This is a genomic window from Paenibacillus sp. EKM206P (assembly GCF_011066155.1).
GTDB classification, from domain to species: Bacteria; Bacillota; Bacilli; order Paenibacillales; family Paenibacillaceae; genus Paenibacillus; species Paenibacillus polymyxa_D.
Genome location: NZ_JAAMNQ010000007.1, coordinates 71,308 through 92,887, shown reverse-complemented (window position 1 = coordinate 92,887; position 21,580 = coordinate 71,308). Strand labels below are relative to the sequence as shown.

Sequence of the window (21,580 nt, the reverse complement as noted above, 5' to 3'; positions counted from 1 at the left end):
TCCTCTCCCTAGCTATATAACTACAGCTGTACACTCTCTCCAGCTTCTAAAAAATACAGCCACTTCTCAGCAACCTTTTTGCCTGTAATTTCTTCGATCACACGGGCATACAGCTCCAATTGAAAACGATATTGGTCTGTTAAATGGAACAGTGTACGATACTCAGATATCCGATCTGTTTTATAATCCACCAGCACGAGTCCTTCGGGAGTTTCAAATAGACAGTCAATAATGCCGTTCATCAGCACTTTATCTCCGTCCTGTCCACCTTCCGAATCTGTTTCTTGTCCTGGTGACATCGATGGTAAGCTGTGGTTCCAGTAATCGTTTGCCCGCATGGTATAAGTAAACGGAAGCTCTCTTTGAACATGCGATGCCCCCAACATTCTGCTACCCAGCTCACTAGTGAAAAAGCGTAATATTTTATTCGTATCTAGCGCCTTTGCATGGACATTCAGTAACATACGCTGATTGAGCAAACGAGCCTTTGTTTCCTCAATAACTTCGGCGCACATCCCCCCATCTAGTGGCAAATGCAGCATCAACGTATGATAGACCGTTCCTCGTTCCGTTGGAGTCAGTCGCTGATTCCCCATAAACTTAGGTCTGCGCAAGTGTAATTGACTGCCCCCAGTGTGAGAATCCTCCCGATCCTCCGGTAACTCTGCTAGTACGGAGGTAGATAGATTCAACCAGTCGTCCGATCCCATCTCCTGCATTTCTAGCCATCTTTTCATCTCAGTAACTGATGTATTGGCTGCCGTCTTGCCGGCCCGCTCATATGGATAGGTCCAGGAAAGAGCAGCTTCAATGTCCGTTTCACTCTCTTCGTTCAAGTCAATTAGCTCCGCATTTCTCAGTGCTTCTGTCTTCTTTTGGCGCTCTTCGCCCGACACCTCTTCCTCATGATCTGAGTTCACACGAGAGCCGGATAATGTTTCCGAGGCCACAATTTTAAATAACCAGTCTGTTCCCGACATATGTTCCAATTTGTGATAGTACCCATCTTGATCACCTGCCGCTTCCCTCAACAAAGTAGCAGAAGGATGCCGAATCAAAGCGGGACCTACCCAGTCTAGATAGCTGCGGCCTGCCGCCAGCATATAGTCTGGTAAGACCGTTTCCGTATGCTCTTTGGCACGTGCCCAACCCGCTGCGCGTGAAGCTAGATCCTTCACGGTTCCGGTCATAATCAGCTTTTCACGCGGCCGTGTAAGCGCCACGTATAACACCCGCATTTCCTCAGCCAATAGCTCCAGCTGTGAGCGTCGGCGGATCGCTAAATTGGGCAGCGTAGGGTAGCTGACACGATTTTGTTCCTCCACATATTTAGGACCAAACCCCAACTCCTTGTGCATAAGAAACGGCGCATTGAGATCCTGTTGATTGAACATTTTTGCCGTCCCGGCTATAAACACGATAGGGAATTCAAGTCCTTTACTTTTATGAATGGTCATAATGCGGACAGCTTGATCGGGTTCGGTCCCCCCGCTAATGGATCCTAAATCACCGCCTCGCTCCCGTAGACGGGAAATGAAGGTCAGAAATCGGAACAATCCTCGGTTGGACGTTGAAGTCTCATACTGTCTCGCTCGGTCATATAGCGCCCGCAAATTGCTTTGACGCTGTGAGCCGCCAGGCAGTCCACCGACCCAATCCAGATACCCTGTTTCCTCCAGCACATTCCAAATCAATGCACTTAAGCTACCTTGTCGGGCTTCCTGCCGCCAGGCTTCCAAATTATGCAAAAATGAACGTAGTCGGGCAGACAACGTATTCCCGTTATTTCTATTACCAAAGTCAGATGAAGATAAAGAGTCCTCAGGGAAAAGATCCAACTCCATGATGTCAGCAGTGGTCCCTTTTTCGCTCTCCTTCAGTGGGTCCGCCTCTGCCGCCGCCAGCAATGCGCCATAAAACAATCCATCCGGCTTTTCCAACCGAATTTGTGCCAGTTCATCTTCGGTCAAGCCGACAATCGGCGAACGAAGCACGGATGCAAGCGGGATGTCCTGCTGCGGATTATCAATAATGTGCAGCAGAGACAACATCACCTCAACTTCCGTTGCTTTAAAAAAGCCTGTCGTCTGCTCCCCGGAGGCCGGAATGCCCTCAAGCCGCAGTTCCTCTACAATTAGGGGGGCCCACACGCTTGCCGAACGAAGCAAAATGACGATATCGCCGTAGATTGCCGGGCGCATCGCTTTTAATCCTCTGTCGTAAATCAACAGTGGTTGTCCGGTATCTCCGGTCAGTTCTTTAATCCGTTGCGCAATCGCACGAGCCTCTAACTGTGCCGTTTCCAGTTCCACAAGCTCAGCCAGCTCACTTTCCTGAAAAACAGATTCGTCCTCCGTTTCGGACAGCTCCGAAGCCTCGGAAAGACCATGGCCACCCTTATCTACTAACAGCAGCTCAGGTGCGTATACAGATGCGGTGTCTTGATCCGACGGGTCGGGATAGGATGCGCCGTGTACCAGCCACGCTCGTTCATCGTACTCAATTTCCGCCACATCCACACTCATAATCTGGCGGAACACCAAATTGACCGCATCGACAACTTCCTCCCGACTGCGGAAATTACGCGCCAAATCAATTAAAAATCCATCTTCCTGCTCCTGCATGCCGTACCGTTGATACTTATTCAAAAACAGACCCGGCTCCGCCAGCCGAAACCGATAAATACTCTGTTTCACGTCGCCCACCATAAAACGGTTACCTGGTTCCTCCCGTGATACCAGCCTAACGATATCTTCCTGTACGGTATTCGTATCCTGATACTCATCTAACAGCACCTCGTCGAATTGCGCCTTGTATTCGAGCGCAGCGTCGGAAGGTAGTAGCTTGTACGGAGTAGAATCGGGATGTCGTAATATTTTCAGACAATAATGTTCCAAATCCCCGAAATCCACCAACCCTTTTGACTGCTTGTGCTGTTGAAAACGTTCCCCGAATACAATCACGGTTTCTACCAATTCGTCCATCAACGGAGCTGCGGCGTGTAGCTCCTCCCAATAGGCTTCTGCTCTCCTGCCAAACAGGGAAGCCTTCATATCTGTAATCATTTTTTTGGCTGCTTCGCGCAGCGTCTTAACCCGTTCCTGCAATGCAGGCTCAGTCTGATCTTTTTTGACCGGCTTGAGCTTACCGAAGGCAGCTGCCTGAAAATGATCATATAGAGATGCCCACGGCTGCGTCTCCAATTCCTGCAGCAATCCCTTCACCATCGCCGTATCCTCTTGCAGCGTCAATGCATAAGGTGCAGGACCGCCGGGCTGCATAGCAGTTTCATGCGCCTGTTCCAGCAAGCTCGCTGCTCCGCGCAATGAAAGTGCAGCATCCGCCAAAATGCTGCGAACCCAAGGCGTCTCTCCGAGAGCCGCTACATCCTGCACACGAAATGCAGTTGCTGTCTCCCGCAGCCAATGCTCCGGCCAAGGATGACTTTGAGAAAAATCATACAGCCGCTGAACAAGCACATACATCGCATCATCGGTGCGTTCTCCACTAAACCAGTCGACTAGTCTGCGGAATGTACTGCCTTCATCATGAGCCTCATATTTCTCCTCAAACAGTTCTTCTAGAAGCTCCTGGCGCAGCAATTCTGTCTCATGCTCATTCATAATCCGAAAACCAGGATCAAGGGGAATGGCCTGATAATGCCTGCGGATGACCTCCATACAAAATGAGTGAAGCGTCGTAATCGAGGCCTGATTCAGCAACGATAGCTGACGGCGTACATGTTCACTTTCCGGTTCCTGCTCCAATACACGTTCCAACGCTTCGCGTATCCGTTGACGCATTTCGGCGGCGGCTGCCTTCGTAAAGGTCGCTACCAGTAACCGATCCACACTGAAGCCAAGCTGTGGATCGACAATTTTACGAATAATACGCTCTACAAGCACCGCTGTTTTACCAGACCCCGCCGCTGCCGCAACCAGCATGTTGTTACCAGATTCCGAAATGGCACGCCACTGGTCATCGCTCCACATACTGCCTTCCGGCTTCGGTAAACCCTTAATGTTTGACATGCCTATCATTGGTCCATTCCTCCTTTCCCTTCCTGTGTATGACCCAGCAGATTCCAAATCTGATCCTTACCGGGTTTACCCCATTGATTGTAGCCACTGCCCTCCAGACTGTCGTCAAATTGACAAACAGGCTTAAAAGAGCAGAAGGTACATGCCGTCTCTTGCTGGATACGATACGGTTCAATGGCCACATCGCCCTCTGTCATCCGTGTACCAATCGTCCGAATATTATTACGCACCGAAGCTAGCAGGCTGTCCCACTGTTCCGGCGAAGCAACCGAGGCACTGCTATAAAAACTACCGTCTGCTTTCACCGCAACAGGTAAAATAGAAGAATATCCCTTGTCCAATGATGTATCCATCTGCCCAACTACATCCCGATCCGCAAGCAATAATCCTTTCATCTTAAAACGTTTCAAAAGCTCCTGACGGGCCTGTTCTTCGCTAAGACCGTTAGGCGACTGTAACATCGGATTGTGGACGTGAAAATACAGCGTACCCGCCGGATAAGCAGTCTCGCCCAACCATTCCTCCGCCGCATTCAGCAGCACATCCAGGTACGTGAGCATTTGCAAGGACAAGCCATAGTACACTTCATGCAGCTTGAGATCCTTTTGGCTGGACTTGTAATCGATGACACGCAAAAGTAAACCTTTTTCTCCCTCTGCCACATCTACACGGTCGATCCGTCCGACAATTTCCATCACAACACCGTTATCTAACCGGAAGCTTAACGGAGGAAGCTGCTGACCCGGCCCAAAGTCCAACTCCAGCCCAATCGGCTCAAAACTACCTCTTCGCGCATGTTCACCTAAAATCAACGAAGCACGGCTCACGATATCTTTCAATTTGCGCAAAATGTACCCATACCGCTTGGAGCTCATTAGAATCTCGCCTTGCAGACGAGGAGCCAAACGCTCCACTGTACTTTCCGCCTCTTGGCGGCATTCCTCCGTGCTGAGACTGCCCCAGCTGACATTGCGATTACGCAGATTGATCGCCATCTCTCCAAGCGCTGCATGGAATAATTGTCCGATATCCGGGGCCTTCAGGCGATACATTTGACGTTCCTTCAAACGAAGACCATGAGAGGCAAAGTGCGAAAATGGACATGCCACAAAACGTTCCATACGAGATACGCTGGTACGCAGCTTGCTGCCGTACAGACGACGGCTCGTTTCCTTCTGCATTTCGGCATGGTTCTCGTAAAAAAGTGAGGTCAACAGCTGACGCAGCTTGTCCTTCTCACGCCCTTGCTGGCTGGCATACCAGTTATATACCTCCCACCAAGGAGATAAAATGTCACCGCCACGTCGCCATTGTCGTAATTGCGCAATAAGCTGCGGCAAAGCCTCGGACGGATGAGAAGCATACTCCCATTGCGTCGTCCAAGCATCCCCAGGCAAAGGGTATCCAGCCAGTGGGCGTTCGTCCAGACTAGGAAACAATTGCCGCACATGTCGTACTAACTCAGACGGCAACAATGACTTGCCTTCTTCATCAGTCACGGCATAGCTCATCCACAGGCTTCTACCGGCTGAAGTAAGGGCCGTATAAGCGAGAAAACGTTCGTCCAGCAGACGTCTTGTCATATCCGGCGCCAGCTCTACGCCTCGTTCGTTTAATGCCGTACGCTCCTGCTCATTCAGCACACCGTCCTCATGGAACACAGCCGGCATCACACCTTCGTTCATACCTAGCACAAAAGCATGTTGAATACCGGTCACACGTGTACGATCCGTGTTTCCGACTAGAACCTGATCCAGAGCTGGCGGAACAAGTCCCATACGGAATTCAGCCAATCCCGTTTCCAGCACACCCGCAAACAAAGAGGTATCCAGCCTCTCGTCACCCATCATTTCGACGATTTGATCCAGTAGTTCAAGCACTGCATCCCATACCTGACGATGCTCCTTGGCCTGCTCAGGATTTCCTGCTTCCTCTGCCTGATGAATGAAGGCGTCCAGCTTGTGGCCAATTTCTGCATCCTCCAGTAACAGATATACCGCTTCACACTTCTCAAGTGCAGTTCGTGCCTTGCCCACACGTTTCTCAAACGCACGTAAAGGCGTCACGATTACATCCCGACACAGCTCCATCAAATCCAACGTTTCATCCCGCCTACGGTTCCGTTCCTGCTCCTCCAGCTCCAGTGACAAGCTGGGCACAGCCTGCCACGGGCGACCGTCTGTCCAACGGCTACCTTGTATTCCGCAGGCCAGTACATAGTTTTCCAGACGATCCATCTCCTCGCGGCTCACCCGACCATCCAGCGGCAGGAGAAGATCTGTTTTGACCGCACGGAATACATCCTCATATCGCCAGCGTCGCTGCACGATATCCAGTGAAGCCAGAATCAATTCCACTAAGGGATGATGCAATACACTTCTCCGCTGATCCAGAAATACTGGAACCTCATATTGTTTGAATATCGGTTCCACCCATGACTCATAATCTTCAATATGACGCACAAACAGGGCCATCTCCCGATAACGCGCGCCCTCATCTCGGGCTAAACGACGCATTTCGCGTACAGCACCTTCCAACTCAGCGCGGCGATTCGCCGCAGCATACAGTTTTATGCCTTCCGGCTGTTCTTCTGTCCACTGCTCTCGTAGCTGCTGCAGCCGCATCCGTTGTTCCTGATTCCGTAACCCTGTACGATATTCAAAGTTAGCCTCCAAATACGCCAACGCCGGACGCTCCTTAAATCTCGGCGGCGGATCAGGGCGAAGTAATTGTGTCTGCGTCTCTATCATCAGCTCGTCTGCCATTCCTTTGAGCTTTACATACGTAGCCGCCGAAGGATGAAACAAATCCAGCTCATGCGGAAGCTGTCCGTTCTCGTAGCTGCGGTTGCAAGTCAGCGCCACCGTCAATGAAGAGGCATGCAGCATAAGCTGCTCCACAACCTTATATTCATGTGGTGTAAACCTACGGTAGCCATCCATCCAAATATCTGCCCCACGCACAAGGGAAGACTCAGCAATCTGTTCTGCCAGCATGCGCAGCGTATCTTCACCATCGATATATTTAAGCGTCAGCTCTCGTTCAAAATCCTCATAGATTAGACTGATATCTTTGAGCTTGCCGCGCAAAATCGGAGTTGACTCTCCTGCAGCGTTCATTCGCTCCAGTTGCTCGGGTACAGACCGAGTATCATTTCCATACTGCTTTAGCTCCGTAAACAATGTATTCAACCGATCCACAAAGCCGAGCTGGTCTCCCGAATCCTTAAACAAATTCAGTTCATCCTTGCGACGACGAATAATTTTATATAAAAGCATCTTCTTGCCTTCTTCCGTTACAGGCACCAGCGCTGAACCCCCAGTTTCCTGCATAACTAAATAGGCAAGACGGTGAAATCCCATCACTTGGGCGCGCACCGACCCCTGAATACCGTTTCCGGCTTCTGTAAGTAACGCATGCTCAGAAGCAAATGACGATTGCTCCGGTACAAGTAACAGCATAGGCTTACCTAGCGGCTCCTCGCGTAACATAGACGTCATTTCATTGCGGATTAACGTACTTTTACCACTCCCAGAGCGGCCAATCAACAAACGGACCGACATGATGCGCCTCCTTTCCAACGAACAACATTCTATTAAACAGTATAGCATATCAGGCAAGAGAGAAAAGAACGTACGTTTGCCATGTTGTAGCAATTCTTTCTCCCTCTAAAAAATAAATCAGTCCCGCAGAATGGCTTGGTGCACGCCTTCTCTACAGGACTGATTTATACCTAAAACGAGTTTATTTTACCTATTTAATCACCAAAAGGGCGATTGACTTTGACTTTGTATGAAACTACAACTGTGTCCGGCTGCGCACCTCAAAGATGGCGAATTTCAAGTAATGGCCTTCCTCCACACCCAAAATTTGAGGATGGTCCTTACCAGCTGCTCTCCAGTCTACCAGACGAAGGATTTTGCCGGCATCTGCCGCTGCTTCCTTAATGGTGTCCAAAAACAACTCCGGCCGCATGTGGAACGAGCAACTCGCTGTCACCAGATAGCCGCCCTCATTAACGAGCTTCATCCCGTGCAGGTTGATATCTTTATATCCACGTGTAGCCCCTTTGACAGCGTTCTTCGTTTTGGCAAAGGCTGGCGGATCAAGAATGACCACGTCAAAGGTGCGTCCGCCACCCGCTGTCAGCGGCTTAGACGTATCTCCTTTGCCCCCGGCTCGTGCATTGCGTTCCTCTACACCTTTCACCTGATTACGCAAATATTGAAAAGCATCGTCGACGACAAACTCGACGCGTTCCTCAAAACCGTTCAGCTTGACATTGTCCCGCGCACTTTCAATCGCATGCTCAGAAATATCAAGACAAGTTACTTTTTTAGCACCATATTTACAGGCATTGAGCGTAAAGCTTCCCGTATGTGAAAAACATTCCAATACGGTTGCGCCGTCCCAGAATGGGAATTCAACAACCTTACCACTTTTATTCACTGGCTTCATGACCGTTGTGGTAGCGTCCCCTGAGTCTGTAGCAACTTCTTGTAGCGTAATTCCACTACGTGCTCCCCAACCTGTCATCAACGGTGCTATGGCCGCACGATTTTCACGCTGGTCAAAGAAATAACCCGTCTTCTGGCCCTCTACGATATCAACCTTGATGTGCAGGCCATTTTCCGTCACCACTACATGACGCGGGCAATCACCGTACAAAGGACCCTTCGTTTGTTTCAATCCTTCCAGCTCTCGGATGGATACATCACTGCGCTCATATATACCAACAGGACCCAATACTTCAACGAGCGCATCCCTGATTTCTTCCCTGCGCCGATCCATGCCAAGCGTTAACAGCTGCACAACCAACACATCACCAAAACGGTCTACAATCAGTCCAGGCAAAAAATCAGCCTCACCGTACACCAACCGATAAGCGTCTCCCCCGGTCACAAAACGTTCGCGGTGCTCCAGGCATTTGCGAAAGCGTTGGGCAAAAAAGTTTTGATCCATTGCTTCTAGCGGCTCGTAGGACATCACACGCACTGTAATTTGTGAAGCTGGATTATAGTAGCCTGACGCCAAATAACGCCCCTGATGGTTAACGATACTGACCAAATCGCCTGCCTCTGGCTCCCCTTCGATCTTGGCTATTTCGTTTTTAAACACCCAAGGGTGTGCGTGCTCCAGCCTTTTTTTACGGCTGCGTTCTAATATTACTGAAGGCAAAATCCTTCACTCCTATTCTTAAGTTACTCAAAGTCCTTAAAAGTGCGGTGTTCGATGGGGCGCGGCTCCGCGGATCATTTGATCTTACGATCGCTGTTGCACGGGGATTCTTTGGATTTTATAAATGATTTTAATGGTAAGAATCCCCCTAGGTTTATACTTCCGAAGCAGCTTTCCTTTGGAAAGCTTTCAGGCGAACGCTCTCGCTTCTCCAGATTCAAATGATCCGCTTCGCTACTGCCCGCCTGTATATCGGCGTCACGCTTTTAAAGCTTGTGAAGATACTACAAAAATTATCGTTTTCCTAAAAAGAGCTTAGCCATGCTTGTCATGGCTGTCCTCGACAGATCATAGGCTGTTACATAAGTATTTTCACCTAGAAAAGGGGGCTATGCCCGTGCTTATACATGTTATACTCCCGCTGTGCGGCGGACTGTTTATTTTTTTGGGCGGGATGAAGCTGATGGAAGCAGCCCTCCGGCATTTGGCCGGCCCCTTCCTCACCCATTGGCTGAACCGCGCCACCGTTTCCCCTTGGCGGGGTATGCTGTTCAGTTCAGGCATTACCGCCCTGTTGCAAAGCAGCACCGCTGTAACGGTGCTGACGATCGGACTGGTCAACGCCGGGCTGTTGACCTATGGCCGCACGCTCGGCATCATTCTCGGCACCAATATCGGTACCTGTCTCACCACCGAGCTGATGGGGCTCCAGCTTGGCAAGCTGGCTGTTCCGCTGCTCTGCGGCTCACTGCTCTGCTGGAGCGCCGCCGTACTGTGGGGAGAATCCGTCTCCGTTCGCCAGTACGCGTCTGCCGGAATTTCACCCGGCTCCAATGGGCTTAGCCGTCCGCAGGCTGCACAATATATCAGCCTCGTATTTGCTGGATTTTCGCTGATTCTGGCGGGTATCCGCGTAATGCAAACGGTCGGCCCATGGATTGAGCAGGCCGGACTATTCCGCTGGTTTCTTGATCACGCTGCGGCCAACATGTGGTGGGCCTTCGCTGCGGGTGCCTGCCTGACCGCACTGGTTCACAGTAGCGCAGCCGTTATTGGCATGGCGATCAGCCTTGCCGCTGCGGGTGCCTTGCCAGCCGATGTAGGGATCGCCATCGTCATCGGCTCCAATGTAGGCACCTGCGTGACCGCCCTGATTGCCGCTGTTGGCGGCAGCGTGTCCGGCAAATTTGTAGCCTGGTCCCATGTGCTGCTGAACGTAGGCGGAGCCTTGCTCTTTATGCCGTTGATCCCTGGGCTAGAAATGGCCGCCGTCTGGATATCTACCGAGCCCGGAGCCAAGGTAGCCCATGCCCAAACCCTATTTAACGTCATTAGCTCTCTACTGGTCTTGCCTCTGTGCTACCTACCTGGATGGACTCGTTTAGAGGATCGTATATCTCCCCACAGAATCAAACGTTAATTCCTAGCATGGACAGCGCCTTGCTCAAAATGACATCATTATTGTCATATCCGCCCTGGCGCTGGAGAAGCCATGCTTCCTCAGGCTTATGCCATGCAACTCCCTTAATTTCTTCGATTTGTGCCTGTAAATCCCCATCTAGTGCCTCTACAAGATAATAGTGTACTTCTTTATCCACTTCCCCAAATTCCGGATGCTGATACGTATAAGCAATCATATCTACATGCTGGATAATCCGCCCGTTCAACCCTGTTTCCTCGCGAATTTCACGTAAAGCCGTCTGTTCGATTGTTTCTCCCAACTCCATTTTTCCTTTAGCCAAGGATACCTTGCCATATCGGTCAGTAATGAGCTGAATTTCAAGCTGCTCCTCCTGTTTGCGAAACACAACACCGCCTGCGGAAATTTCCTTTTTTGCTGCCATCCTGTAATCTCCCTTCCTTGCGCAACAAGGATTCCGTCCTCTCTGTAAGGAAAGGCGAAATCCTTGTTTGCCATCTCTATTGCCTTTTCAGGCTTTTTTTGTTCTTACAGAGCTGTTTGCAGCCCATTCTCCAGTACGCGAACCAATTGGCCTTCACTTTCATTAATGCCTGCCTTCGTTAGCTTCACGCGGCATACCTTGCCAACCAGATCCTCAGTACCTTCAAACGCCAGTTGAATATAATTGTCACTATATCCATGGAGTATGCCGCTATCTTCGGTCCCTTTCGGCGCAACTTCCGGAATGACCTCCAGCACCTGACCTACAAACTTCTCAGCATACGCCAGTTGCATTTGCTCTGACAGTTGTATCAGCTCATGCACTCGTGCATTTTTCACGTCTTCGTCCACCTGATCCTCCATACGCGCCGCAGGAGTTCCACTACGCTTGGAGTACGGAAACACATGCATTTCCGAAAAACCGATTTTTTTCATCAGCTCATAGCCATTGCGGAACATTTCATCCGTCTCCCCAGGGAAGCCGACAATTACGTCCGTTGTAATCGCAACATCGGGCATTGCTTTGCGAATCATAAGCATTTTGTTATAAAACTCTTCTGTGGTGTACTTACGACGCATCCGTTTCAATACAGTGTCGTCCCCCGCCTGAAGCGGTATGTGAAAATGACGAACCAGCTTGGTGGAACGGTTCAGTACATCAAGCATTTTTTCATCAATCTGGCTGGCTTCAATCGAACTGATGCGGATACGCTCCAGCCCTTCCACCTTCTCCAGATCCCACAGCAGATCAGATAGGTCATAATTATCCATGTCGTCACCATAACCGCCAGTATGGATACCAGTGAGTACTATTTCCTTGTAGCCTGCGTGTACCAGTTGACGCGCCTGTGCAATAATGCTCGCAGCGTCACGACTGCGGGATAGCCCCCGCGACCATGGAATGATGCAGAAGGTACAGAAGTTATTGCACCCATCCTGAATTTTCAAAAAGGCCCGAGTATGATTAGCAAAATCAGGCACATCCATTTCCTCAAATACACGCGTTTTCATAATATTGCGCACGGCGTTCACTGGTTGACGCGTCCCTTGAATTTCCTGCACAAACGGAATGATTTTGTCCCGATCTTGAGTCCCGATAACGAGATCAACGCCAGGAATATCCATAATTTCGGCAGGAGAAGTTTGGGCATAACAGCCCGTCACTGCAACAATGGCATCTGGATTCCGGCGAATCGCGCGGCGAATGATCTGACGACTCTTTTTATCACCGGTATTCGTAACGGTACATGTATTAATAAGATAGACATCCGCGGTCTGCTCATCAAAGTCCACCTGTTCATAACCTTCATTTTTAAACAGCTGCCAGATCGCTTCTGTATCATAAAAGTTTACCTTACAGCCCAATGTGTAAAATGCCACTGACGGCATATTAAACCCCTCCCATTTCTCCTGTCTCATATAAAATGCAAGCCAATGCAGCCATTCCTGCGGTCTCAGCACGCAAAATACGTCTTCCCAGTCCTGTAGACTGGGCCCCAGCCTGCTCGGCCTCCAGGCTTTCCGCTTCAGTAAAGCCGCCTTCCGGGCCTACCACCAGCAGAACACGCGGCATGTCCGTCGACGCCCATTGTCCTACCAATGGCTGGATTACATCCCGTAGCTGCTGACCCTGCTCTTTTTCATAACAATAACATATCAAATCATACCCAGCAAAAGAAGCCAGAAGTTCTTTCCACGTCATTGGCGCACTAATTTCTGGAATCCGGTTACGGTGGCTTTGTTCAGCCGCTTCCTTCACAATCTTGCGCCAACGCTCCAGTCGCTTGCCTTCTTTTTTGGCATCATACTGCACGACCGTACGCTCGGACAAAAACGGTACAAACCCGGTTGCTCCGATTTCTGTACATTTTTGCATCACCGTCTCCATCTTGTCTCCTTTAGGAAGACTCTGAGCGATGGTGACCTGCACATGCGGTTCAGAGGTCATCTTCAGCGGCTCAATAATCGTCGCCGTAACATGATCCTGCTCTATCGTATCCAATGCAGCCAGTGCTTCCCTAGATACCCCGTCACTGACTATAATTTTGTCACCACTACGGCCCCGCATGACTTTAGCGATATGCCGCGCGTCCTCACCCGCAACAATCACGTGATCTTCTAGAAATTGCTCTGCCGGAATAAAATAACGCTGCATTCTCTCTCACACCTATTCCTGGATTTTGCAAAAATCCTCATTCTAAAAATAACAGTTATCCACTAACGTTCCGTACAAAATCCGAATAAATCACCAAGCAACATCATATCATCTTTTGCGCCTGTATGACCAGTCTGTTCACTCTTCTATTCAAGGTATACCTACCATTCTCGTAAAAAAAGGAGCCCTTAGGCTCCGAATAATCCAGTGATATAAAAAGAGAACTGCAAAAACTGTATATAAATCATCTGGGCCAGCGTGTAAAGAGGTTCAATCGTTACAGCTCGAACATGCGGAATGACCAGGATAAGCAGAAAAATAAAGATCGACCACTGTTCAAACTGCTGGAGTTTGCGACGTACAGGAGTGGGGGCCACATCTTCCACAATCCGGTATCCATCCAGTGGAGGCAGTGGGATCAAATTAAAGATAAACAAAAACAGATTTAAATTGATCAAAGCATTGATAAACAAATAGATTGCTTGAGCTACCCGTTGGTTCTCCATCCCCGGCAATACTTGAAAATGAAGGAGCACGGCATAGATTAAAGTAGTAACAAATGCAAGCAGCAGATTGCTGAGCGGACCCGCAGCCGATACAATAATGCCCATGAGGCGCGGACGACTAAAGTTATCACGATTAACCGGAACTGGCTTGGCCCAGCCAAAGCCTCCGATCAGCAGCAGTAGCGTACCCAGCAGGTCAATATGCACTGCCGGATTTAAAGTCACGCGCCCAAGTAGCTTGGCTGTAGGGTCACCAAATTTATTGGCATAAAATGCATGTGCAAACTCATGAACCGTGAACGATATGATCACGGCCAGCAAATAAAATGGAAGAACATTTAAATTTACACGAAAAATATTTTGTAAAAAATCCATACTTACCTCTTTCTCGCCACAAACGCCAGCCAATCTTCATCCCGGCTTATTTCGGCAATCTCAAAGCCAGCTGCCTTCAACGCAGTTTCGACAACCTCTTCTTTGTTCTTCCAAATCCCTGAAGCAATATAAATACCACCTGGTTCCAGGGCTTTATATACATCGTCAATGAACAGCAAAATAATCTCTGCTAAAATATTAGCTACCACCAGCTTGACCGGTAACTGGATACCCAGCGTTGGATCGCTTGCATTAAGCACCGATAGCAAATCACTTTCTTTAATGGTAATGCGTTCCTCCAGCCCGTTCAGACGCGTATTTTCCCGCGCACTGGATACTGCCACCGGATCCAGATCCAAGGCAAGTACATGCTTCGCCCCCAGCTTTACAGCTCCAATGGCCAAAATACCGGAACCCGTACCGACATCAATGACTTCTTCCCCGCCCTTAATCACAGATTCCAGCGTTCTCAGACAAAGGGATGTCGTAGGATGCGTTCCAGTCCCGAAGGCCATACCAGGGTCCAGCTCAATGATTTTTTCCTCTTCACTCGCAGGCTCATAGTCCTCCCAAGTAGGTTTAATCGTCAGACGGTCCGACACACGCAAAGGCTTGAAATATTGCTTCCAAGCATTTGCCCAGTCATCCTCATCAACTGTTTTCAGTTCATACTGAACCTCACCAGGGTCAATATCGAAAGTTCTCAATTCTTTGACGCGCGGCTCAATTTGCGAACGAATACTATCCATGTCCACTTCTTCGGCAAAATAGCCTTTGATGATCGCTTGTCCTTCAGGTATGTCGTTCAAAGGTCGATCATACCACTGTCCATAGGACGTATCCCGCGGCTTGTTGAGCGAACCGGATTCTTCAATGGAAACCCCTCCTGCACCTGCTTCGTGCAGAAAATTCGAAATCATTTCGATGGCTTCTTCGGTTGTATGTATTGTAATTTCATTCCACAACATGGTTTTCATTTCCTCCTCATTTCACATGCATACATTACATTGTACTATATACATGCACAGGAGTTCAAAAAAGCTGGTAATCGTCCTTTTCCGATTTCTCCAGCCGGACTTGGAATTGCTACGACATCTGTATTTATTGATCCTGCTATTTCTGGTGCTGTCAACAACCGTGTAGAGTTAAAAGCCTCGATTGGACTACGTTTCGTCGGTGTCGGCAACATTAGAGTACTTGTACGTATATGGAGAGCCGGCAAGGAAATTTATTACGGACTGGAATCCAATGTCTTCGATAACAATATTATTCTTAATGTCGAAACGGTAGACGTTGCGCCTCTGGGCGTGCAAAACTACCAACTAATTATTGAAAATCAAACGCCTGCGACTACTGCTTTCGTCGCCGGTCCTCTTGTTTTTAGTGCAACAGCATACAGCGGATAATGAATAGAAAAAGGAAAGAACACAAATAAAACGGGCTATCCCACAAATCATCCTATTGATGGAGATAACCCGTCTTATTAAATTCTACTCATTGTCGTTTATGATACGCTGCTGACGACGGTCAGCTACTTCGCTACGTCGGATCGCTTCCAGATCCTCAGCATCTGCCTGATCTGCTGAGAACTCAACATCTTCATTTTTAGCAGATTGCATGCGTTTGATTTTCTCTGTTTTGGTTAGCACTTTATCAAACCGTTTGTTTTTAGACATCGGTCACTGCCCCTTCCAAACTTTTCACAGCATTCCACCCGCTTGTTCCACGATGGACATTGCCTGATGATGAATGGATTCATCCACCACAGCAGTCAACAAAATATCGCGGCCTGTCGGTCCGCCCTGTCCTCCATCACTCATGCCACTGGCGGACGGATCAGCCGCAGCCAGTATTGCTGGAGTTGCATCTGTAAAGTCCACGCCCTGTGTCAATGAGGACAAGCTGCTAATCTGTCCTGAAAATACAGGCAATCCGGCGTTGCCAGTAGACTGCCGCGGATACCGGCTAAATCGGTCTATCGACACATCGGCTGCCCGGAGAGCTTCCAGTTTTCTAGCAGCTCCCTGTGCTTCCTCAGGACTTTTGAAATACGCCAAAATATTTTTTTCGCCCATCTCAAAATCTCCCTGTGTAGTATTGAGCGCAACTGCTCTTCAAGAGCATAGAGCGTTACGCTTTGTTATATCCTGCTCATTGGCACGATTTTATATTCCGACGGATGCAGACGATATCAAGAACAGTAGGCCAAGACAGTGAACCAGAGTTTGTGAAGAGCATAACTTTTACGGGTGTAAAACAGCTGCTGGAGCTTCACCTGACTTAGCTACTCCTGTCTCCCAAGCAGCGCGAATAACTGCATCCCGTACCTTTTGAACCACCTTCGGATTAAAGACATTCGGTATGATATAAGTTTCACTTAGCTCCTCAGGACAGATCGCATCAGCGATGGCAAGTCCGGCAGCTAGTTTCATTTCCTCATTAATCGTCGTAGCATGGCAATCTAGAGCACCCCGGAAAATTCCCGGGAAGCACAGCACATTGTTAATCTGATTTGGAAAATCGGAGCGGCCAGTAGCGAGCACACGTACATAAGGTGCAGCTACAGCCGGATCGATTTCCGGAATCGGATTCGCCATGGCGAACACAATAGGATCAGTTGCCATGCTCTGTATATCCTCTACAGTCAGTATGTTCGGGCCTGACACACCGATGAATACATCAGCTCCCACAATCACCTCGGATAAACTCCCACTTAAATTGTGCGGATTAGTCATGTTCGCATACTCTGTCCAATGCGGATTACTGTACTCCACATCACGGTGAATAGCTCCCTGTCGATCAACGCCAATCAGATTGCGCACACCTGCCTTAAGCAGCATACGGGAGCAGGCCATACCCGCTGCACCGATTCCTGCAAATACGACTTTGACATCCTCCATTTTTTTGCCACATACCTTTAATGCATTGACCAGACCCGCTAACACAACGACTGCCGTACCATGTTGATCATCATGAAATACTGGAATGTCCAGTTCCTGCTTCAACCGTCTCTCGATTTCAAAACAGCGTGGCGAAGATATATCCTCCAAATTAATGCCGCCAAAAGCAGGAGCAATCATTTTAACAATTTGAACAATTTCATCAGCGTCCTTCGTGTTGAGACAAATCGGAAAGGCGTCGACACCTGCAAATTGTTTGAACAACACTGCTTTACCCTCCATTACAGGCATAGCGGCCTCCGGTCCGATATCTCCTAATCCAAGTACCGCGGTTCCGTCTGAAACGACTGCTACTGTATTCTTTTTGATCGTTAATTGATACGCTTTGGCTGGGTCATTGGCGATTTCCATACAAATTTCAGCTACACCCGGCGTATACACTTTGGACAACCCTTCCATCGTTTCAATTGGCTTCTTTGGTAAGGTCTCCATTTTGCCACCTGCGTGTAATTCTCTAATTTCATCTATTAAACTGCTCATATTTTTCTCCGTCCTTTCATGTCTCTTTTTGGATATGAATCTCAGTCCTGTGTATAAAACTCATCAGCTCCATAATTGGAGTAACAAAGTTGCTAAAATGACCGTGCCTGCCCCACCAATACGTGTTGCAATTTGCGCAAAAGGCATCAGTTCCATCCGATTGGACGCAGACAGAATGGCTACATCTCCCGTGCCCCCTAATCCACCGCGACAGCTAGTCACCAAAGCAGCTTCTACAGGATACATGTGAATCCATTTTCCTGTGAAGTATCCGGTAACAATCAATGCAACTACAACAGATGCGCAGGTGATGGCATAAGGAACCGTTAAGATCCCAACCACACTATCCAAAGGTACATACAAAATACCCAATCCCACCATCAAGGGCCATGTCAGACTTGCCGTTATACATTTGTATAAGTGAAAAGCTCCCTGCTCCAATGTGTTCGGCATAATCTGAATGCACTTAATTAACGCCGCCGCCAGAATCATGAGGATCGGACCTGGAATATGGAGATACGGCTCCAGCAACTTACCCACAATAAAGAAAGTGCAAGCTAACAGCAGACCTCCTCCCATCAATGGAAAAGAAATCGATTGTTCCAGACTTGCCGGGGCTAGCTTTTCTGCATGTTTTTCTAGTTTCAATAACCTCCCGTTACCTGAAGTTTTTGGATTTTTCTCCGCTAATCTCTTCAGAATACCCGCACCTATGATTGCAACAATGTTCCCGATAATTGCAGCGGGGATAAATTGAGACACGAATATTGCCGAATCCTTGCCCAGCACCAATCCATACGAAATGGACAACGGTAAAATGCCTTCCCCAATCCCACCGGAGATAATCGGAATGATGATGAAAAAAAATGTATGATAGGCGCTATAGCCAAAAGCCATACCCACTATCATCCCCACGGCAACTGCTGCAATAGATCCTATAATAATGGGGGCGAAAATCTTGACAATTCCGTTCATCAGCATTTTCCGATCCATACCAAGAATACTACCCGTTACTAGACATGCGATGTAGAAGTAAAGAAAATTCGAGGTTTTCATAAGCGTGTGTACAGCACCCATCGCAGATGGACTGAACATATTCCAAAATACCATTAACGATGGAACCATAAGAGATAAAATGGCCGGCCCGCCAATATGCTTAAGCAAAGGAAGTTTGGCCCCTAAATCACTGAGCAGTATACCTAAAATCATGATGACGGCAAACCCGCCTAACAGATCGTTCGGAAGTCTTTCAGTGATTGCAGCTGCATAAACAATCAGCGCGATCACGGCATAGAGCGGAAGAGGAATAACCCCCACCTTTACCCTGCCCAGCATTCTAATGCCATCTACAAGATTTTTGCTCCATCTTTGCCCCTTTTGAATGACAGGCTGGTTCGTAGCATTTTCCATAAATCTCCCTCCATAAAGTGAAGAATGATGATCATGTTTCCATTCTACACCTTGGAAAACGCTTTATTTGGTTTTAAAACTAATCATTCACTTTTGTAATTAAAGTAATCGGAAAAAAGGCTTAAATAAAACTATTCATGATGTCTTCTGCCTGTGGCAATATTCGGTATTGGTAAACAGGGCGTCCTATGGTTCCGTATATGGTTTCCATGGAAAGAGCCTCAATCTCTGTCATAAAAGCCAGGTACTTGCGCATAGACACCCTGGATATTCCTGCACTCTCCGCAATATCCTCGGTGGAAAATAGCACCTTGTTATGCCGCTGAATACAATTCCATATCATAGCCAGCGTGGATTTAGTTATGCCTTTGGGCAATCGTGCTAAGTCTTTAGTCAAGCTTTTATGATAAATCAGTCGGTCCAACTCCTCCTGAGAAAGTAGACTGCGCTCACGCACGATGCTAATGTGCTCTCGGTACCCCGTGAGGGCCTCCAAAAAACGGTTAAAGTGGAACGGCTTAATTAAGTAATCCACCGCGCCGAAGTTCATTGCTTTTTTGACACTGTTCATGTCACTTGCAGCCGAGATGACAATGACATCTATATTTACACCTGTCTCCCGTATGAATGACAGTAAATCGAGGCCATTGCTTTCCTGCATATACACATCTAGCAATATCAGATCAATGGCTTGTTCAGCTATATATTTCTTAGCCTCTTCCACAGAAGAAGCCCAACCCCCACATCGGAAACCTTCTACCTGCTCCATATATTTGCGGTTAAATTCCGCAACCATCGGATCATCTTCTACAATCAGGACATTAATCATGTTCATCATTCCCCGCTATAATGTATGGAATCGTAATCTGAAAACAGCACCCTTGCTCGGCTGGGATCAACTTTATACTTCCCTGTAATCTTTTCACGCTTTGCGTCACCAGATAAAGACCCATCCCTCGTGACTCTCCCTTGGTCGAAAAACCTTTTTCAAATATAGCCTTCACAAGCCCTTCCGGTATACCTGGACCATTGTCGCACATGATACAGGTCAGATAACCGTTCTTCTGGCTTTCTTCATAATAAAGTGAAAGGGTAATCCGCTTGTGCTCGAAAGATTCCATCGCCTCCACCGCATTATCAAACAGATTGCCAAGAATAGTAATCAGTTCATGCGTCGTTTGAGTTTGACTGGATTCGGGCAAGTAACTACCTGGAGTCAGTTCAAAACTTACCGCTACCTCTCTGGCCCGGCTTAATTTTCCCAACACAAACCCTGCCATAACCGGGTCCCTAATCTGCCGGGTGATAGAGCCAATTTCCACTTGATGATGCTCGACGGCATCCATAATGTAATGCTCCAGTTTATCATACATTTGCAAGTGCACCATTCCCATAATGACATGCAGCTTGTTCATAAATTCATGAGCCTGCGCACGTAGTGCTTCCGTGTACAGGGACACTCCTGTCAAACGTTCTGCCAGCTGGTTCATTTCGGTTTTATCTCGAAAGGTTACAATTGCTCCCACAATTTCCCCTTTGACCCGTATCGGAACACTGGTAGTCAGCAAAGTTATTCCACCCAGCTCCATTTCCTCATCCATTTGTGGAGTACTCGCTTCCAGGACCTCTTGCAATCGAAAAGCGGATAGATAAACGGTAATTTCCTGTCCGGAGAATGAGAAATCTTCAATCCCCGCTTGTCTAAGTAGACGAATCGCTTCTGCATTCATCAGCATGACGTGACCGAATTCATCTACCGCAATAACTCCTTCCTTGATGGATTGCAACATAGCGCTGCGTTCCTCCAGCAAGCGTGCGATTTCCGGCGGCTCCAGACCGACTAGCATATTTTTGATTTTACGAGCCAGCACTACCGCACCTCCAGTGCCGATCAATATTCCGATGCCAAGGGCGATAGCAATAAGACGGTTGTTGCCTTCCTGAGCCATCTGTACATCTTGCATGGATATACCAACAACAATCGCCCCTACCTGCTTCCCCGTTGGACTGAACACGGGGGAAAAGGCTCTCATGGACAAGCCCAATGTACCCTTCGCAACGGACACGCTCTCATGGCCATGAAGTGCAGTATACTCGTCTCCGCCGACAAAGGCTTTGCCGATCATCCTAGCATCCGGGTGCGTTTTACGAATTCCCTTCATATCCATAGCCACGATGAACTGGATGTGATTTGCTGCTGAGACCCTCTTCACATACTCCTGCATGGAAAGAGACGAACCCGTCCCTTGCAATTGCTCGACAATAAGCGGCGTATGGGCGAGTGTACGCGCGATGGACATTGCCTTTTCTTCCAGTCCCTTCTCAGTTTCCTGCTCCACTCTCTCCGCAAATAACAGGGTTACAGGCAGAAGCACAAGTGCCATAACTAGACATACTAGCAGTGTAATTAGGCCTCTGAGCTTTAATAATGGTTTACCCCGACGCAGCTTGAGCTGTACATTTCCGATGGAACTCACCCCTTTCTACTTGATATTAAGTCTCGATAGTTCAACATGCCTATACAAAAATGGTTATGTATGTGTTTACCTGAATATAAAAAAAGGAACTACCCC

General features: G+C 48.3%; 16 protein-coding genes. 2 read left to right on the top strand and 14 right to left on the bottom strand.

Features of this window, described 5'->3' with window-relative positions; genetic code table 11:
- Positions 1–20: 20 nt before the first annotated feature.
- The 3 genes from addA to G9G53_RS16065 form a co-directional block, all read right to left on the bottom strand.
- Positions 21–4,040 (bottom strand): helicase-exonuclease AddAB subunit AddA, encoded by a 4,020-nt coding sequence (gene addA, locus G9G53_RS16075; RefSeq protein ID WP_165149012.1) that lies wholly within the window; start codon positions 4,038–4,040, stop codon positions 21–23.
- Entirely contained in the window at positions 4,037–7,603 is a 3,567-nt protein-coding gene (addB, locus tag G9G53_RS16070) for a helicase-exonuclease AddAB subunit AddB (RefSeq protein ID WP_165149009.1), read from the bottom strand. The genes addA and addB overlap by 4 nt, the downstream gene beginning before the upstream one ends.
- A gap of 235 nt (positions 7,604–7,838) precedes the next feature.
- Positions 7,839–9,218 carry a class I SAM-dependent rRNA methyltransferase gene (locus G9G53_RS16065; RefSeq protein ID WP_165149006.1) on the bottom strand — a complete coding sequence of 460 codons (1,380 nt, stop codon included), beginning with the start codon at positions 9,216–9,218 and terminating at the stop codon, positions 7,839–7,841.
- A gap of 397 nt (positions 9,219–9,615) precedes the next feature.
- Between G9G53_RS16065 and G9G53_RS16060 the strand changes: the two genes are divergently transcribed.
- Positions 9,616–10,638: a Na/Pi cotransporter family protein gene (locus G9G53_RS16060; RefSeq protein ID WP_165149151.1), complete on the top strand. Its 1,023-nt coding sequence runs from the start codon at positions 9,616–9,618 to the stop codon at positions 10,636–10,638.
- Here the strand turns inward: G9G53_RS16060 and G9G53_RS16055 are convergent.
- The 5 genes from G9G53_RS16055 to prmA all read right to left on the bottom strand — a co-directional run bounded on the left by G9G53_RS16055 (position 10,628) and on the right by prmA (position 15,125).
- The gene (locus G9G53_RS16055) at positions 10,628–11,062 is read right to left on the bottom strand and encodes an NUDIX hydrolase (protein ID WP_165149003.1); all 435 of its coding nucleotides are present in this window, start codon (positions 11,060–11,062) and stop codon (positions 10,628–10,630) included. The genes G9G53_RS16060 and G9G53_RS16055 overlap by 11 nt on opposite strands.
- A gap of 104 nt (positions 11,063–11,166) precedes the next feature.
- Complete coding sequence (mtaB, locus tag G9G53_RS16050) at positions 11,167–12,510, bottom strand: tRNA (N(6)-L-threonylcarbamoyladenosine(37)-C(2))-methylthiotransferase MtaB (RefSeq protein WP_103049601.1); 1,344 nt, start codon at positions 12,508–12,510, stop codon at positions 11,167–11,169.
- Between the two features lies 1 nt (position 12,511).
- Positions 12,512–13,276 carry a 16S rRNA (uracil(1498)-N(3))-methyltransferase gene (locus tag G9G53_RS16045; protein WP_029515345.1) on the bottom strand — a complete coding sequence of 255 codons (765 nt, stop codon included), beginning with the start codon at positions 13,274–13,276 and terminating at the stop codon, positions 12,512–12,514.
- Between the two features lie 188 nt (positions 13,277–13,464).
- Complete coding sequence (locus tag G9G53_RS16040; protein WP_165149000.1) at positions 13,465–14,157, bottom strand: site-2 protease family protein; 693 nt, start codon at positions 14,155–14,157, stop codon at positions 13,465–13,467.
- 2 nt (positions 14,158–14,159) lie between these two features.
- Positions 14,160–15,125: a 50S ribosomal protein L11 methyltransferase gene (gene prmA, locus G9G53_RS16035; protein ID WP_165148997.1), complete on the bottom strand. Its 966-nt coding sequence runs from the start codon at positions 15,123–15,125 to the stop codon at positions 14,160–14,162.
- 39 nt (positions 15,126–15,164) lie between these two features.
- Here prmA and G9G53_RS16030 point away from each other — a divergent pair, with 39 nt between their 5' ends.
- The gene (locus tag G9G53_RS16030) at positions 15,165–15,563 is read left to right on the top strand and encodes a hypothetical protein (protein WP_141695525.1); all 399 of its coding nucleotides are present in this window, start codon (positions 15,165–15,167) and stop codon (positions 15,561–15,563) included.
- A gap of 84 nt (positions 15,564–15,647) precedes the next feature.
- Here G9G53_RS16030 and G9G53_RS16025 read toward each other — a convergent pair whose 3' ends face one another.
- The 6 genes from G9G53_RS16025 to dcuS all read right to left on the bottom strand — a co-directional run bounded on the left by G9G53_RS16025 (position 15,648) and on the right by dcuS (position 21,484).
- The gene (locus G9G53_RS16025) at positions 15,648–15,833 is read right to left on the bottom strand and encodes a YfhD family protein (protein WP_069290020.1); all 186 of its coding nucleotides are present in this window, start codon (positions 15,831–15,833) and stop codon (positions 15,648–15,650) included.
- A gap of 24 nt (positions 15,834–15,857) precedes the next feature.
- Positions 15,858–16,232, bottom strand: coding sequence for a hypothetical protein (locus G9G53_RS16020; protein WP_069012560.1), 375 nt, complete (start codon positions 16,230–16,232; stop codon positions 15,858–15,860).
- 168 nt (positions 16,233–16,400) lie between these two features.
- The gene (locus tag G9G53_RS16015) at positions 16,401–17,597 is read right to left on the bottom strand and encodes an NAD(P)-dependent malic enzyme (protein WP_029515351.1); all 1,197 of its coding nucleotides are present in this window, start codon (positions 17,595–17,597) and stop codon (positions 16,401–16,403) included.
- 63 nt (positions 17,598–17,660) lie between these two features.
- Positions 17,661–19,007 carry a 2-hydroxycarboxylate transporter family protein gene (locus G9G53_RS16010; RefSeq protein WP_165148994.1) on the bottom strand — a complete coding sequence of 449 codons (1,347 nt, stop codon included), beginning with the start codon at positions 19,005–19,007 and terminating at the stop codon, positions 17,661–17,663.
- A gap of 121 nt (positions 19,008–19,128) precedes the next feature.
- On the bottom strand, positions 19,129–19,836 hold the full coding sequence (gene dcuR, locus G9G53_RS16005) for a two-component system response regulator DcuR (protein WP_165148991.1): 708 nt from the start codon (positions 19,834–19,836) through the stop codon (positions 19,129–19,131).
- Positions 19,829–21,484 (bottom strand): DcuS/MalK family sensor histidine kinase, encoded by a 1,656-nt coding sequence (dcuS, locus tag G9G53_RS16000; RefSeq protein WP_165148988.1) that lies wholly within the window; start codon positions 21,482–21,484, stop codon positions 19,829–19,831. The genes dcuR and dcuS overlap by 8 nt, the downstream gene beginning before the upstream one ends.
- Positions 21,485–21,580 lie beyond the last annotated feature (96 nt).

Excerpts from the sequence above, each read along its gene's own strand:
- addA (WP_165149012.1), bottom strand. The coding sequence starts at position 4,040 with ATGATAGGCATGTCAAACATTAAGGGTTTACCGAAGCCGGAAGGCAGT.
- addB (WP_165149009.1), bottom strand. The coding sequence starts at position 7,603 with ATGTCGGTCCGTTTGTTGATTGGCCGCTCTGGGAGTGGTAAAAGTACG.
- G9G53_RS16055 (WP_165149003.1), bottom strand. The coding sequence starts at position 11,062 with ATGGCAGCAAAAAAGGAAATTTCCGCAGGCGGTGTTGTGTTTCGCAAA.
- mtaB (WP_103049601.1), bottom strand. The coding sequence starts at position 12,510 with ATGCCGTCAGTGGCATTTTACACATTGGGCTGTAAGGTAAACTTTTAT.
- G9G53_RS16045 (WP_029515345.1), bottom strand. The coding sequence starts at position 13,276 with ATGCAGCGTTATTTTATTCCGGCAGAGCAATTTCTAGAAGATCACGTG.
- G9G53_RS16040 (WP_165149000.1), bottom strand. The coding sequence starts at position 14,157 with ATGGATTTTTTACAAAATATTTTTCGTGTAAATTTAAATGTTCTTCCA.
- prmA (WP_165148997.1), bottom strand. The coding sequence starts at position 15,125 with ATGTTGTGGAATGAAATTACAATACATACAACCGAAGAAGCCATCGAA.
- G9G53_RS16025 (WP_069290020.1), bottom strand. The coding sequence starts at position 15,833 with ATGTCTAAAAACAAACGGTTTGATAAAGTGCTAACCAAAACAGAGAAA.
- G9G53_RS16020 (WP_069012560.1), bottom strand. The coding sequence starts at position 16,232 with ATGGGCGAAAAAAATATTTTGGCGTATTTCAAAAGTCCTGAGGAAGCA.
- G9G53_RS16015 (WP_029515351.1), bottom strand. The coding sequence starts at position 17,597 with ATGAGCAGTTTAATAGATGAAATTAGAGAATTACACGCAGGTGGCAAA.
- G9G53_RS16010 (WP_165148994.1), bottom strand. The coding sequence starts at position 19,007 with ATGGAAAATGCTACGAACCAGCCTGTCATTCAAAAGGGGCAAAGATGG.
- dcuR (WP_165148991.1), bottom strand. The coding sequence starts at position 19,836 with ATGATTAATGTCCTGATTGTAGAAGATGATCCGATGGTTGCGGAATTT.